Here is a 14,575-nt window from a genome sequence, read left to right on the forward strand (position 1 = left end):
GGATGGAAATTGAAATTGATTTATCTGGCGACTGGATCGAGTACCTTCGCAGCGAGATAACCACAGCAGGATATTCTGTTGGTGCAACCGATTCGCCAGACGATCTATCGTATAAGTTTTTTAACATTCGTAAGCGAAGAGTCCATCCATTACGTCGCTCCGTACACGAGTCGAGCAGGATTTCATGTCCGCAAGAACATCAGTCGGGTTATGCAGCATTAAAATCTAAATTTAACAATGGCGAGGACGTTACCCCACACCTAAGTAAAACGATACTGAGCGATAATTATGAGGATTATCTTTTAAACGACTGGGGGATACATCACTTTCATTTAGGTGAAAATATAAGTAATGGATTCGCAGGGCGAACTGGCCCCCTATTGTTTGCGTTGGTAGCCAATTCGGACGTCTACTGTATTGACGTGAAGGCACACGGCGCTTGGAGTGAACAAGAGCTTATACGTACACTTCATGAGGAGTGGCCGGAAGTAATTGCAAACTATCGTATTAATGGTGTTTTGGGGCTAGCGCATCAACCAACCAATGAAGACATTGCCAAACTTCGTAAGGCAGGAGTTCAAACCATGGTTCAGGTTGATGAAGGTGTAGTATATGGGCCGATTGGAGGCGGCTATAGTACGGCAGGCACCTCGGTTCAGTCACAAATGCTGGCTGATCGCTATCATCGTCTGGTGCGAGATATTGAAAAACACGTAAAGGAAAACACAGACATGTTTATCGAAAAGATTAGAGAGCACGGACTGGAACCAGAAAACAAGCCGCACTTCCAACTGCTTGTTGATGAAAAGGGATTTCATGTTGTTGAGGTAGGTTCAAGAGTCGCATTTTTAGTGCATCCACATGACCAAGGCTAACAATCCGCTACACAAGGACAAAATTACTCGCTGGCGCTCGCAATTTTGCCTGTGAGCGGTGGCGTTAGGTTTATCGAGGTCGCGACGTGCTTCTTGAGGAAATAAAATGGAATCAATTTGTAAAATAGCCAGCGATATCGAATTTTGGAAAATTATGGCCCCAGTGCTGACTGTTGTGGTGGGCTGGCTTTTGAATGAAAAGGCTAGACGGCAGGCTGAGTTGGACAAAAGGATATTTGAACAACGGAAAAAGAAAGAGGAAAGCTATAGAATTTTGTTAAAGAGCAGTAAGGGTTTCAGTGAAGGGCAAGAAGATGCCGAATTGTTGAAATTAGCCTTTCTGGATGAACTACAATTGTGTTGGCTACACGCCTCGGATGACGTAATCAAAAAAATATACGCGTTCATTGATTCGGTTCATACAGACTCTAGTGAGCAGATTAAAGCACAGAAGGAGCATCTGTTCGCGGAATTTGTCGCAGCCTTAAGAAATGACACGCTATCCCATAAGCTTATAGAAAGAAGTGATCTCAAGTCAAAAGACTATAGGTTGCTAAAGCCCAATGATAAAAAACCTAACAAGTAAAGGCAATCCGACGCTGTAGTTCCCCCGGTTCAGTGGACACCTCGATCTAATTCAGACGAGGTGAGAAATGCCAGCGTACAAGAACCAAAAAAAGACACGACAGTACACGAACGAGTTCAAGGCCAAAGCTGTTAAGCTGACCCATCTGAGTGGGGCGAGTGTGAAGGGAGTTGCGGAAGCGCTGGATATCCATCCCTTCATGTTGTCCCGCTGGCGCAAGGAGTACCGGGAAGGCAAGATCGTGGCTGATAAACGTAAAATGGTGTCTAAGAAGCCGAAGGCTTTGAGTGAGAACGAGCGGATACGCAAGCTTGAGAAACAGGTTGCTGACTTGAAAGAGGAAAATGACCTGCTAAAAAAGTGGCAACGGTTTCTCGCGGAGGAACGAAAGAAAGGTTCCGGTTCGTAGCGCAGCATCGTGAGCAGTACAGTGTGCGCCGCTTGTGCAGGTTTCTGAACGTATCAGCCAGTGGCTTCTATGCTTGGTTGAAACGCAAAGTGAGCCGGCGTCAGCACAGCGATACTGTGCTGACCGAACGCATCATTCGGATTTTTAAGGCAAGCCGAGAAACATACGGCAGTCCAAGAGTACATCAGGCCCTGAAGCGACAAGGAGTCCATGTGGGTAGAAAACGAGTCGAACGGTTGATGAGAGAAGCGGGCTTGAAGGCCCGTGTCAGCCGCGTTTACCGCAAGCTTGCGGGGTTACACCGTTTCTACCAGCGTGCGCCGAACTTGCTAAAGATCTGCCTAAACCAACAGCACCCAACCAGCATTGGGCCGCTGACCTCACCTATATCCGTGTTGGTAAACGCTGGCTGTATCTGGCTGCGGTAATCGACCTATATTCCCGTCGTATTGTGGGGTGGTCTTTGGGTAAGCAGAAGACGGTATCACTGACGAAGGCCTCACTACAGATGGCGCTGCGTAACCGACGACCTGATTCTGGTTTGATTTTTCATACGGATCGTGGGGTTGAATACCGTGCCCACGAGATCCAGTCGCTTCTAAAGCAACACGGCATTCTAGCCAATGCCAACCGTCCAGGCATGTGTACAGACAATGCGGAAATGGAGTCCTTCTTTCATACCTTGAAAGGTGAGCTGATCAAGGAAAACGTCTTTTATGGCGAGATGCATCTGAGGGACAAGCTGGTTGGATACATCCAGCACTTTTATAATCGAGTTCGACTGCACTCAAGCTTAAATTACCTAAGTCCAGTTGAATATGAAGCAGTGACGGTATGAGCAGCGTAGGTGTCCGATTTATCGGGGGAAGATCACTGGTTTTCCGCTGCGCTACAAACCAACCGCAAATACAGGCGTTATGTGCCCTTGGTCTCTCCGCAGTTGCGCACCTAACCATCTGGGCGTACACTCAGCAGTACATTCAAAAGTACGGTTGAAGTGCTATGACTAAGTTAAGAGTAGATGAAGATATTCGCCCTCTGTCCGATTTCAGAGCGGGAATTGCATCCTTTATAAAGCAAATCAACGAAACTCATCGCCCCATGGTCCTTACTCAGCGTGGCCGCGGCGTTGCTGTTCTGGTTGGCGTGCATGAATATCAAAAGATGCAGCAACGTCTGGAGTTGCTTGAGGACATCTATCGGGCAGAAGCGCAAATCGAAGCGGGAGAAGGCGTTCCCCATGTAGAGGCAAAAAATCAGTTACTGAGGCAGCTACGCCAGTGATGATGATTGAATGGTCGCCGCTCGCATTGGAAAGAGCGGGTGAAATTGCTGGCTATATCGCGCTGGATAAGCCCTCCGTTGCAGAGTCATGGCTAGACGGATTGTTCGAATCGGTAGAGCGCTTGGAGTTGGACCCCATGAGCGGTCGCATTGTCCCTGAAGTCAACATCGAGCGAATTCGCGAAGTCATTTATGGTGCGTATCGTGTTATTTATCGCGTTGATACTCAAGCACAAAAAATTTCAGTGCTTACGGTCCTGCGTGGCAGCGAATTAATTCGGGCTGATGAGCTCTATTAAATAAAGCACATAACAATCAGCTGCAACGGAGCAAATTCCGTTACGCTACATTTGCCCGTTAAGCTTAAAAATCAGCACTTGCTAGACGTAACCCTTAGGGTTGCAATCAGTCTATGATTATAAGTTTCATACACAAAGGTCTTGAGAGGTTCTACAAATCCGGTTAAACCTCTGGGGTTCAGGCGAAACACACCAAGCGGCTAAGGCTTATTCTTACAAACCTTGATCAAGCCGAAAGCAGCCTTAGCTGACATAACTAACATGTCCATAACATTGTACATGTTCGGGTTTGGATCTATACTTGTCCTGTAAAGCGTACATGTGGAGATTGTATGAAAATTGTGTCTTTTACAGAAGCAAGAAATAGTCTGAAAGCGGTTTTAGATTCCGTTGTGAATGACGCAGATACCGCAATTATTACTCGCCGTGATTCGGAAGATGCTGTTGTTATGTCGCTAGATTATTACAACAGTCTGATGGAAACGGTGCACTTACTGCGCTCCCCCGCAAATGCTGAGCACTTGAATCGCTCAATTGAACAATTCAAAGCAGGTAAGGTAACCTGTAGAGACTTGATTGATGAGTAGTCGTTTACTGTTATGGACTGACGAATCCTGGAATGATTACCTTTACTGGCAAACTCAGGACAAAAAAACGCTCAAACGCATAAACAAGCTTATTAACGACGTTAGACGCTCAGCGTTTGAAGGTATGGGTAAGCCAGAGCCGTTAAAGGAAAACTTAGCTGGTTTTTGGTCCCGGCGTATAGATGATACGAATAGATTGGTGTACGCAGTGGATGATAATGCGATTACGATCATTTCTTGTCGTTATCACTATTAGGTTAGGGCCTTACACAGCGCAGCTAACAGCTTACTGCACCGGAAAAATAACTCGCTGGTGCTCATTATTGTCCGTTGAGTAAAGCGTTGAGGCTATCGTCATGACGCCAAGGGTATTTCTAATCCGACAGGTTCGTTATATGCCAGAGAGTACAAAATCGATAGCCGCGACTATTTCTGAGCGATATGGCGACAAATCATATGCTTGAGCGCCGATTTGGTTGCGATCTACGCCGGCTATCTCTTGTGTCATGAGCGTAAAACTTTTGCCTTCAAAAGTGATAGTAGGGTTTAGCCGGGTCAAACTCCTTGAGGCAGCAAGGTTGGACGGTGTCAGTGGAATAACAACAGTTGTACGCAGCTCACTTAGTAAATCGCTTTGCACGTCTAGCAAGTAAGGGTACTGGGCATGAGTGGCAGGGTTTGGATTTTTATAAGCATAAAATTGGCTCATCAAAACTTCCTGACGCTGTCGCCGAATGTGCCATGTGTTTCAACAAACTGATTGTAAGCTTGAATCGCGCTGGCATTTTCGCGTAACCATGCGGCACGCTGTTCATTGCGCAGTTGCTCAGCCAGGGCATGCTCCAAAGTTGCAGACAGGTTTATTTTCAGATCTTTTGCTTTCTGAAGTAGGTCACTGTTTATGCTGACATTAGCTGGTTTTTTTGGGGCTTGAGTATTGTATGTATAGTTCATCTTGGTTGCTCCATATGCGCTATGCGTATAGCTTATGCGCATGCGGGCTGTCAGGCAAGGCATATCTAGAGGGGCTTTTAACGTGCTAAATATCGAATACAAGGTCAATCATCCCATAAGCAGTGCCGAGTTTATCGAGCTTTTAAAAAGATCAAGCCTAGGTGAGCGGCGCCCCATTCAGGATCTTGACTGCATTGAAGGTATGTTGGCGCACTCTAATTTGCTGGTGACGGCTTGGCAGGGCGAGCGCTTGGTGGGGGTGGCTCGCAGCCTGACTGATTTTCACTATGCTTGTTATCTATCTGATTTGGCGGTTGATCAAGCCTACCAATGCCAAGGAATTGGTAAACATTTGCAGAGCCTCACCCAAGCGCAGTTGGGCCCAAGAGCCAAGTTGATCTTGATCGCCGCGCCCGCCGCTCAATCCTATTATGGGCACTTGGGATATAGCGCGAATCCACGTTGCTGGGTGCTGGAACCTGGAGTATCGATTTCACCCACCGAGGCTTAGGCATCCTCTTTGATCAAACCATTCTTGTTGCTCTCACGTAATGCTGGCTATTAACAAGCCAGTGAGAGTGCAAAACGGTTATGAACCCGGTGGATGAATCACGAATTATTGAAATGGCCTGGGAGGATCGCACACCGTTTGAGGCGATAGAGCAGCTTTATGGCTTAGCCGAAGCTCAGGTGATTCGCTTGATGCGTCGGCAGTTGAAGCCGAGTAGTTTTCGCTTGTGGCGCGCTCGCGTGTCGGGGCGACAGACCAAACACTTGAAATTGCGCCATCCTGATGTCAGCCGGGCCTATTGCTCCAGACAGTACAAGCCACGTTAATCGATCGATTGAATCCTTGGCGGCTTTTTCCGTGTTGGCACTGACTATTGCGTTTAAAAACCGGATAATACGGGGCTAATTGCCCCCGCGCACAGCATTCATTATTCGGTACCTGCTCATGGAAATCCAAGTCAACTACCTCGATAATCTTCGACTTGAAGCCAAGTTTGATGATTTCACCGTTATTGCCGACCAGCCAATCCGCTATAAAGGAGATGGCTCGGCACCCGGCCCGTTTGACTATTTCCTGGCGTCCTCGGCGTTGTGTGCCGCTTATTTCGTTAAGGTGTATTGCAATACGCGCAATATTTCGACGGATAATATCCGCTTGGCACAAAATAATATTGTCGACCCCGAAAACCGTTATAAGCAGATCTTTAAGATTCAAGTTGAATTGCCGGAGGATATTTCGGACAAGGATCGCTTAGGTATTCTGCGCTCGATCGAGCGTTGTACCGTGAAAAAGGTGGTGCAAGAGGGGCCGGAGTTTCAGATCGAAGTGGTCGAAAATCTGGATGCCGATGCTCAGGCGCTCTTGATGGCACCCGCTTCGGCTCAAGCTCAGACCTGGATCGAAGGTAAGGATCTTCCGCTCGAAACCACCATTGCGAACATGACCGCTATTCTGGCCAAGCTCGGTATGAAGATCGAGATCGCTTCTTGGCGCAATCTGGTGCCGCATGTCTGGTCTTTGCATATTCGTGATGCGGCCTCACCTATGTGCTTTACCAATGGCAAGGGGGCGACGAAGGAGAGTGCGCTGTGTTCAGCACTGGGCGAATTTATTGAGCGTTTGAGTTGTAATTTCTTCTATAACGACCAGTTTTTTGGTGAAGAGATTGCCAACAGCGAGTTTGTACATTACCCGAATGAAAAATGGTTTTTGCCGGGGGCAGGGGATGAGCTGCCAGAAGGGCTGCTGGATGCGTATTGTCTGGAAATCTATAACCCAGATGCTGAGCTCTGTGGCTCAAATCTGATAGATACCAACTCTGGCCGAGCGGATCGTGGTATCTGTTCTTTACCCTTTGTGCGTCAGTCTGATGGAGAAGTCGTCTATTTCCCTTCTAATCTTATTGAGAATCTTTATCTGAGTAATGGCATGAGTGCGGGCAACACTCTGTGCGAGGCTCAGGTTCAATGCTTATCTGAGATTTTTGAACGGGCGGTCAAAAAGCAGATCATCGAGGAAGAGATCGCCTTACCCGATGTGCCGCCGCAGGTGTTAGCAAAATACCCTGAGCTGCTCGAAGGCATTCAAGCTTTAGAGGCACAGGGGTTCCCGGTGTTGGTCAAGGATGCTTCCTTAGGTGGTCAATTCCCGGTTGCCTGTGTCACCTTGATGAATCCACGTAATGGCGGTGTGTTTGCCTCTTTTGGCGCGCATCCAAGTTTGCATGTGGCTTTAGAGCGCAGCCTGACCGAGTTGCTGCAAGGCCGTAGTTTTGAGGGCTTGAATGATTTCCAGCCACCGACTTTTAGCACCCTGGCGGTGACTGAGCCGAATAACTTTGTTGAGCACTTTATTGATTCTTCAGGGGTGATCTCTTGGCGTTTCTTTAGCGCGCAAGCCGATTATGAGTTCTGTGAGTGGGATTTCTCCGGTACGAATGAGGAGGAAGCGGCCAAGTTATTTGGCATTCTCGAAGAGATGGGGAAAGAGGTGTACATGGCGGTGCATGAAGATTTGGGCGCACCGGTGTGCCGTATTCTGGTGCCGGGTTATTCAGAGATCTATCCCATCGAGGATTTAATCTGGGATAACACCAATAAAGCCTTGGATTTCCGTGAAGATATTCTGAATCTTCAGCGCTTGGGGAATCTCGCGCTGGCCGACCTGCTGGAGCGTTTGGAAGACAGCCAGTTAGATGACTATACCGATATCAGAACCCTGATCGGTATTGAATTTGATGAGAACACCCCCTGGGGACAGCTGACAATTTTGGAGTTAAAGCTGTTGATTCATCTGGCGCTAGGCCAACAGGACGCCGCGTTGGAGCGAGTGGAGCAGTTTTTACAATTTAACACCAACACCGTTGAGCGTGGTCTTTTCTACCGTGCGCTACAGGCCGTATTAGAGATCCTGTTGGATGAAGAACTGCGCTTGGATGACTTTATCCACAACCTGAAGCGGATGTTTGGGGCTGAGGTGATGGATGCGGTTGTGGGTTCTGCCGAAGGTCGTGTGCGTTTTTATGGACTGGAGCCAACCAGCATGCGTCTGGAAGGTTTGGATCGCCATTTACGCTTAATTGAAAGTTATAAAAAGCTGCATGCTGCGCGCGCGGCTCAGGCTTAATTCAGCAGAGAGCGTAACCGGCCTCTTGCATGAGGGTTATTGGGCCTGTCGATAACGCTCATGCAGGATGGCAACACGCTCAACATAGGCTTGGGTTTCGGCAAAAGGCGGCACGCCCCCATACTGGCGAACGGCGCCGGGACCTGCGTTGTAGGCGGCCGTGGCGAGGCGCGTATTGCCGTTATACTGCTTCAGCAACCAGGCTAAATACTGTACCCCTCCGCGGATATTTTCACGGTGATCCATCGCGTTACTCACCCCCATATCGGCTGCGGTGGGGGGCATGAGTTGCATCAATCCCTGTGCACCCTTGGGTGAAATGGCGTTCGGGTTAAACGCGGATTCGGCATGAATCACGGCCCGAATCAGCGCAGGATCTACTTGATAACGCTTGGCCATCTGCTCGATCTCTTGGCGATAAGATTGTGTATGCAAGCGCGTAGTTTGCCAATTAACGCTAGAATTGGGTTTACAGGCAAAGCAGTCAAAACGCATCACATCGTAGCGCACCCCTTCAGGAGGGCGTTGATCACTAAAGGCGAGATTGCCGCTGGCAGTGCGGTAGGTGAAAACAGTTTGTCGCACTTGTTGGGTGACGGGTTGGGGAGTCCCTGAGCCTAGGTTGGTAAATTCAACACGACCATCCGGATGCACAATGCGCCGGATGCCGTTATCCGCCTGTACTGATGTGATGATGCTTAAGCTCAGCAACAGGCCTGTAATGAATTTAGGCTGGAGTAAACACATGAATCCGTCTCTTAAGCGCTTTTTATCTTCTGAATTGAAATATACAACATTTGTGCTGAGTCGGCGGCGTTTGCCAGCCAATTTTCTGCGAACTTTCCTCCTCTTCTGCGGCGGTGTGTTCCTCAGCGCTTGCAGTAGTCTTCAAGGGGTGAGTTACACAGAGCGCCAGGCCGAGGTACCGGTTTCGGCGCGCTTTGTGATTCATACGGCCTCTGTGGATGGCGCTTTGGCCGCAAAAATCAGCCGTATGCTAGAGGAAAGCTTAAGGCTACGAAGCTGGCAGCCGGTGCTGAGTCCAGAAGAGGCCGAGTATAGTTGGCATCTGGGTTTTGCGACGCAAGCGGCAGGTACGCGTCTGGAAAGCCAGCCGCCTTTTTTCTACTCGGGCCTGCGCAGTCGCCAGGGGTTCGGGCAGGGTCTTTTTTGGGAGCCTAGCTTCCTGGAGGACTTTCCAGAGTTGCGTACGCGTACTCAGTATCGTCATGAGCTTTGGCTGCGGCTAGAGCGTACCCTCGATCAAGAGCTTATCTGGCAAGGCAGTATCAATGAGATCAGTGATTGTGATCAGATCTTTGTCCGAGCGCCTTTGCTCTTGGCACTGCTGATGCGTGATTTCCCGCAGGAAAAAACCTATGCACGTGAGCGTATCGATTCACGCGATCCTTTAGTGCAAAAATTACGCGCCTTATTTCCTGAAGTGCGCAACTGGGCTTGTCCTAGCACTTAGTCAGGGCACATCTAAGGCTGTACTAATTTAACTATATCTTAATTAGATTTGGTTATTTCTCTTATATAGCTTACAAATATATCATTCCGCTTATATATATCATTTTGTATTAAAAAGCGGAGTGTGAAGGTGAATTCAAATCTTAAGAATTTCGGTGCTCTTAAGAACATCAGTGCGCTTAAAATTCCTAGTGCTTTTAAGAATATCAGCACCTTGGCCGCACTACTGCTGCCACTGACGGCGCAGGCGACGAATGGTTATTTTACGCATGGCGTGGGTGTGCGCAGTCAGGGGATGGCGGGAGTCGGCTATGCCTTGGCACAAGACAGCTTGGCCGCGGCAACCAATCCGGCAGCCTTGACGCAACTCGGCGACCAGCTGGATCTTGGGGTGACCTGGTTCCAGCCTAAACGCTCCGCTGTGATTCGGGGCAATCCTATGCTTTCGGGTGAGTTTGATGCAAACAGCGATCGTTATTTCTGGATTCCTGAACTGGGTTTGAGTTACCAGGCCAATGAGCGTCTCTCTTACGGTCTAGTTATGCATGCGAATGGGGGGATGAATACCGGTTATACACAAAATCCGTTTGATCCTTCCGGAAACAGTGGTCAGGCGGGTGTGGATCTGGCGCAGTTGTTTGTCACCGGTGCGGTGGCCTATCAGCTGACGGAAGCACATGCCCTCGGTTTAGGGGTGACCTATAGCTATCAGATGTTTGAGGCCACGGGCCTGGCTGGTTTTGCTGGGATCTCTTCGGCTCCCGATGCGTTAACCAATCGTGGCCATGACTCCTCGGATGGCTGGGGGATCAAGCTCGGTTGGCAAGGCCAGTTGACGGATCAGCTGACGCTGGCTGCCAGTTGGTCATCGAAAATCAAAATGGATAACTTTGAGGAGTATCGTGGACTCTTCGCGCAAGCCGGTGGTTTTGATATTCCACAAACCTATGGTTTAGGATTTGCTTGGCAACTTCAACCTAACTGGATTTTGGCTGGCGATTGGCAGTTTATTGAATACAGTCAAATTAAATCGATTGCCAATCCTTTGGCCGTACAAGCGCCTTTGGGAGCCAGTAATAGCCCTGGCTTTGGTTGGCAAGATGTGAATGTGTATAAGCTTGGGGTCATCCACACCCTTTCACCAGAGTGGACGCTTCGTGCCGGTTATAGCTATGCCGACCAACCTATCCCAGCCAGTGAGACCTTTTTTAACATTTTGGCGCCCGGCGTGATTCAAGAGCATCTCAGCTTAGGCGCTAGTTGGTCACCCACCGAGCAACACGCACTGACCCTGGCTTATACCCGTGCCTTCAAAACTACACGCTCAGGAAACCAGTCCATCCCCACAAACTTTGGGGGTGGAGAAGCGGATTTAACGATGAGCCAGGATATTCTCGGCCTGGCTTGGCAATATCGCTTCTAAAAGGGCCAGAGTTTATGCACGCCAAGAGCGTGTGCTTGCTCGCTTTCCACCTGTTGGACGACCTGACCGACAAAAATTAAGGTTGGGGATTCCAGTTGATGGCGAATAATCGCTTGGGGTAAGTCGAGTAGGTCGGTTTTCACACGGCGCTCATTTGCTTGAGTGCCGCGTTCGACCAGCAAGACTGGCCAATCATCGGGCAAACCGGCTTCGCGCAAACCACGGCTGATCTCATGTGCCTGACTCAGCCCCATATAAAACACCAGCGTTTCATCGGTCTGCGCCAGATCGGCCCAAGGTAGGCTACGACCGTCACAATGGTGAGCCGTAATCAGACGTAAACGGCTGGCTTGGCCGCGCTCTGTTAAGGCAAAACCGGCACTGGCGGCACAACCGGCTGCGGCGGTAATGCCGGGTACGATTTGATAAGGGATGCCTGCGGCTTTTAAAGCGTCCAACTCCTCTCCCAGGCGACCGAAAATGAGAGCGTCCCCCCCTTTTAACCTCACCACCTGCAAGCCCTGTTGTGCTAGTCCCACGAGTGTTTTACCGATCGCTTCCTGGCTCATCGAGTGTGCACCTTTTTGCTTGCCGACGTAGATACGACGTATGTGCGGTGGAATCTCCTGCATTAAGGCTTCACTGACCAACGCATCATAAAGAAGGACATCCGCACTCTGAATGAGTCGCCAGGCTTTACGTGTAATCAGTTCAGGATCACCGGGTCCGGCACCGATGAGGGCGACCTGGCCAGGCTTGGTGGAGGTGTCTGTTGTCTGTGGCGTGTGGAGTTGGGTCAGCCTGTTGAAGGCAGATTTTGGCCAACCCTCGCGGTACACATCTGGACGACGCAGTAGGTTAAGCATGACAGATCTCCTGCGCTAACAGCGCGTTAATTTCGGGAAGACAGGAGCCGCAGTTGGTGCCGCAAGAGAGGGCTTGTCCAAGGGCTTGAGGGCTGTGGAGGCCGGCTTGAATAGCGGCGGTGATCGAGGCTTCGCGTACCTGGAAGCAACTGCAAATAAGTGCCCCCAGATCCTGTTTGTGTCCAGGACCTGCAAACAGCAGCGCGCGGCGATCTTCAGGGCTTAGCGGGCGCGTAAAGGCTTGCGCTAGCCAGCTGAGATCGGGAAAGTCGCCCTCTGGGCTGACCAGTAGTACCCAGATGAGCGCCCCATCGACCAGGGCCGCCGCACGGTAGGTGCCGGAAGTGGGGTCCTGGTACCAGAGATCCGGTGCGCAGCCCAAATGTTCTAAACACCAATCCGACCAGTTCTCGACCCTTTGTTGATCGGCCAAGATCCAGCTCTGACAGTGTTCCAGTGGAATGCATGACCAGTAGCGACTCGACCAGCGTTTTTGTTGGTGTGCGGGCATCAATACGCGAGCTTGCCAAGTGGTCGCTAAGGGTTGCAGTGCGACACATCCTTGCTTGGATTCAGGCTGGCCGGAGATGGGATCACAGACTGGTTGAATCAGCGCATCACAACAGGCTTGAGCACTAAACTGACGTGTCCAGTGCATGGGTACAAACAATTCGCCAGGGCGTTGTCCTTCATTAAGACGTACACGGCCTATGTATTCACCCTGTGGATTCCTCAGTTGAGCGAGGCTTTCATTGTCTAAGCCTTGAGCTTGCGCGTCCAAGGGGTGAATCTCGATAAAGGGCTCTGGGCGATGTTGCAACAGACGCGCGGCGCGTCCGGTACGTGTCATGGTGTGCCACTGATCACGAATCCGTCCAGTGTTCAGACGCCAAGGATGTTCTGGGTCGAGTGTTTGTTGGGGTGCCCGTGGGGTGACGGGAATAAAACGCGCGCGGCGGTTGGGCGTAAAAAAATCGCCCTCGGCAAACAGGCGTGCACGCCCTTTCGGGTGCGCGGCATTGACTGGCCATTGAATCGGTTCTAGGGCATCGTAGGCCGTCTGATCGAGGTGGCACAGGCCCGACAGATCAAACGCTCGACGCCCATCATTTTCAAAGGCGGACAATCGAGCATGTTCAAGAAAAATCTCATGCGGGTGTTGATAAGAAAAAGCTTGGTCAAAACCCAGCGCTTGTGCCAGATGGCAAATAATTTGCCAATCGTGTCGGGCTTCACCCGGCGGCGCTAGGAAAGGACGTTGCCGCGAAATACGTCTTTCCGAATTGGTCACGGTGCCATTCTTTTCACCCCAAGTCGTGGCTGGGAGTTGAATGTGTGCCAGTTCAAGCGTGTCGGTGTGTGCCATGGATTCGGATACGACCAGGAGTTCACATTTACTCAAAGCTCTGCGCACAAACTCGCAATCGGGCATGCTGACCAGTGGATTGGTTGCCATGATCCACAGGGCTTTAATTTCACCCCGATCAATCGCACGAAACAGTTCGATCGCTTTATAACCCTCACTCTGACTCATGGCCGGTGCCTGCCAAAAGCGGGCGACTCGGTCGATATCTTCAGGTCGATTAAAATCCATATGAGCCGCGAGTTGATTGGCCAGCCCACCCACTTCGCGTCCCCCCATGGCATTGGGTTGGCCGGTCAGAGAAAACGCACTGCTGCCCGGTTTGCCAAGACGGCCCGTGGCGAGATGACAATTAAGAATGGCATTCACCTTATCTGTGCCACTGCTGGATTGATTCACGCCTTGAGAAAAGAGCGTCAGGGTGCGTTCTGTGCCGGTAAACCATTCTACAAATCGCGTCAGGCTGGAGGGATTCACGTCCAGCTCAAAAGCGAGTTGGTGCAGATCACTGGGAGTTTGCAAGGCGGCGGTAAAGGCGCTGTCGAAGCCTTCACAATGGTTTTGAATAAACTCAAGATCCAATGCGCCGCGCTCAACCAACTGCAAGAGCAAGCCATTAAACAATTGCGCATCTGTTCCCGGGCGGATCGGAAGATGCAGATCTGCCGCTTCACAGCTGGCGGTGCGTCTGGGATCGATCACCACAAGACGCATGTTAGGTCGTGCGTGTTTGGCGGCGAGTAGGCGTTGAAATAGAACAGGGTGGTTCCAGGCGGCATTTGAGCCGACCAAGACTACGAGGTCGGCCAATTCAAAATCTTCATAACAACCCGGTACCACATCGGCACCAAAGGCGCGTTTATGTCCTGCCACGGCTGAGGCCATACAGAGGCGAGAGTTGGTGTCGACATGACTGGAGGCGAGGAAGCCTTTCATCAGCTTGTTGGCGACGTAATAGTCTTCGGTGAGGAGTTGGCCGGAAAGGTACATGGCGATGCTGCCGGGGCCATGCTCGTCACGAATCGCTTTTAAACGGGTACTGAAACTCTGCATCGCTTCATCCCAAGAGCTGGTTTTGCCATCTACCTTGGGTTGTAACAGGCGTAGTTCTGGGCCAGTGGTTTCATGCAGACTGCTGCCTTTAATGCAGAGTTTGCCGAAATTGGCGGGGTGCTGGGGATCGCCGGAAATCGCAATTAAGCGTCCCGCTTCGACTTGGGGCAGGACGCCACATCCGACACCACAATAAGGGCAGCTACTGGTGAGTGTTTTCATTTCATTGACCCATAAAAAAAGCCCACATCCCCGAACCCTTGCGAG

General features: G+C 50.4%; 16 protein-coding genes and 1 pseudogene. 12 read left to right on the forward strand and 5 right to left on the reverse strand.

Going from position 1 to position 14,575, the window contains the following annotated elements; all coding sequences use genetic code 11:
• Positions 1–2: 2 nt before the first annotated feature.
• From E1H14_RS01100 to E1H14_RS01135, 7 genes and pseudogenes are all read left to right on the forward strand, one after another.
• Positions 3–875 carry a hypothetical protein gene (locus tag E1H14_RS01100; RefSeq protein WP_149389606.1) on the forward strand — a complete coding sequence of 291 codons (873 nt, stop codon included), beginning with the start codon at positions 3–5 and terminating at the stop codon, positions 873–875.
• A 106-nt stretch (positions 876–981) separates the two neighbouring features.
• Complete coding sequence (locus E1H14_RS01105; protein WP_149389607.1) at positions 982–1,461, forward strand: hypothetical protein; 480 nt, start codon at positions 982–984, stop codon at positions 1,459–1,461.
• 67 nt (positions 1,462–1,528) lie between these two features.
• A pseudogene (locus E1H14_RS01110) lies at positions 1,529–2,708 on the forward strand (IS3 family transposase).
• Between the two features lie 164 nt (positions 2,709–2,872).
• Positions 2,873–3,154 (forward strand): type II toxin-antitoxin system Phd/YefM family antitoxin, encoded by a 282-nt coding sequence (locus E1H14_RS01115; protein ID WP_149389608.1) that lies wholly within the window; start codon positions 2,873–2,875, stop codon positions 3,152–3,154.
• A gap of 2 nt (positions 3,155–3,156) precedes the next feature.
• Positions 3,157–3,453 carry a type II toxin-antitoxin system RelE/ParE family toxin gene (locus E1H14_RS01120; RefSeq protein ID WP_235017351.1) on the forward strand — a complete coding sequence of 99 codons (297 nt, stop codon included), beginning with the start codon at positions 3,157–3,159 and terminating at the stop codon, positions 3,451–3,453.
• Positions 3,454–3,785: 332 nt separating this feature from the next.
• Positions 3,786–4,040, forward strand: coding sequence for a type II toxin-antitoxin system Phd/YefM family antitoxin (locus E1H14_RS01130; protein ID WP_149389610.1), 255 nt, complete (start codon positions 3,786–3,788; stop codon positions 4,038–4,040).
• Positions 4,033–4,296: a Txe/YoeB family addiction module toxin gene (locus E1H14_RS01135; protein ID WP_149389611.1), complete on the forward strand. Its 264-nt coding sequence runs from the start codon at positions 4,033–4,035 to the stop codon at positions 4,294–4,296. The genes E1H14_RS01130 and E1H14_RS01135 overlap by 8 nt, the downstream gene beginning before the upstream one ends.
• Positions 4,297–4,431: 135 nt before the next feature.
• Here the strand turns inward: E1H14_RS01135 and E1H14_RS01140 are convergent, their stop codons facing one another.
• Together E1H14_RS01140 and E1H14_RS01145 are read right to left on the reverse strand one after the other, a co-directional pair.
• Positions 4,432–4,749 (reverse strand): CcdB family protein, encoded by a 318-nt coding sequence (locus E1H14_RS01140; protein ID WP_149389612.1) that lies wholly within the window; start codon positions 4,747–4,749, stop codon positions 4,432–4,434.
• Positions 4,749–4,994, reverse strand: a complete 246-nt coding sequence (locus E1H14_RS01145; protein ID WP_149389613.1) for a type II toxin-antitoxin system CcdA family antitoxin — start codon at positions 4,992–4,994, stop codon at positions 4,749–4,751. The genes E1H14_RS01140 and E1H14_RS01145 overlap by 1 nt, the downstream gene beginning before the upstream one ends.
• Positions 4,995–5,076: 82 nt before the next feature.
• Here E1H14_RS01145 and E1H14_RS01150 point away from each other — a divergent pair, with 82 nt between their 5' ends.
• The 3 genes from E1H14_RS01150 (at position 5,077) to E1H14_RS01160 (ending at position 8,130) form a co-directional block, all read left to right on the forward strand.
• The gene (locus E1H14_RS01150; RefSeq protein ID WP_235017352.1) at positions 5,077–5,505 is read left to right on the forward strand and encodes a GNAT family N-acetyltransferase; all 429 of its coding nucleotides are present in this window, start codon (positions 5,077–5,079) and stop codon (positions 5,503–5,505) included.
• Positions 5,506–5,585: 80 nt separating this feature from the next.
• Positions 5,586–5,831, forward strand: a complete 246-nt coding sequence (locus E1H14_RS01155; RefSeq protein WP_149389614.1) for a TIGR03643 family protein — start codon at positions 5,586–5,588, stop codon at positions 5,829–5,831.
• Between the two features lie 118 nt (positions 5,832–5,949).
• Positions 5,950–8,130: an OsmC domain/YcaO domain-containing protein gene (locus E1H14_RS01160; RefSeq protein WP_149389615.1), complete on the forward strand. Its 2,181-nt coding sequence runs from the start codon at positions 5,950–5,952 to the stop codon at positions 8,128–8,130.
• A gap of 36 nt (positions 8,131–8,166) precedes the next feature.
• Here the strand turns inward: E1H14_RS01160 and E1H14_RS01165 are convergent, their stop codons facing one another.
• Positions 8,167–8,877: a lytic transglycosylase domain-containing protein gene (locus E1H14_RS01165; protein WP_149389616.1), complete on the reverse strand. Its 711-nt coding sequence runs from the start codon at positions 8,875–8,877 to the stop codon at positions 8,167–8,169.
• Here E1H14_RS01165 and E1H14_RS01170 point away from each other — a divergent pair.
• Both E1H14_RS01170 and E1H14_RS01175 read left to right on the forward strand, forming a co-directional pair.
• Positions 8,876–9,604: a hypothetical protein gene (locus E1H14_RS01170; RefSeq protein ID WP_149389617.1), complete on the forward strand. Its 729-nt coding sequence runs from the start codon at positions 8,876–8,878 to the stop codon at positions 9,602–9,604. The genes E1H14_RS01165 and E1H14_RS01170 overlap by 2 nt on opposite strands.
• 129 nt (positions 9,605–9,733) lie before the next feature.
• Positions 9,734–11,026, forward strand: coding sequence for an OmpP1/FadL family transporter (locus E1H14_RS01175; RefSeq protein WP_200833999.1), 1,293 nt, complete (start codon positions 9,734–9,736; stop codon positions 11,024–11,026).
• Here the strand turns inward: E1H14_RS01175 and cobA are convergent.
• Together cobA and E1H14_RS01185 are read right to left on the reverse strand one after the other, a co-directional pair.
• Positions 11,023–11,892, reverse strand: coding sequence for a uroporphyrinogen-III C-methyltransferase (cobA, locus tag E1H14_RS01180; protein ID WP_149389618.1), 870 nt, complete (start codon positions 11,890–11,892; stop codon positions 11,023–11,025). The genes E1H14_RS01175 and cobA overlap by 4 nt on opposite strands.
• Entirely contained in the window at positions 11,885–14,530 is a 2,646-nt protein-coding gene (locus E1H14_RS01185; protein WP_149389619.1) for a nitrate reductase, read from the reverse strand. The genes cobA and E1H14_RS01185 overlap by 8 nt, the downstream gene beginning before the upstream one ends.
• Between the last annotated feature and the right edge of the window lie 45 nt (positions 14,531–14,575).

This window comes from Nitrincola tapanii, assembly GCF_008368715.1.
GTDB lineage: Bacteria > Pseudomonadota > Gammaproteobacteria > Pseudomonadales > Balneatricaceae > Nitrincola > Nitrincola tapanii.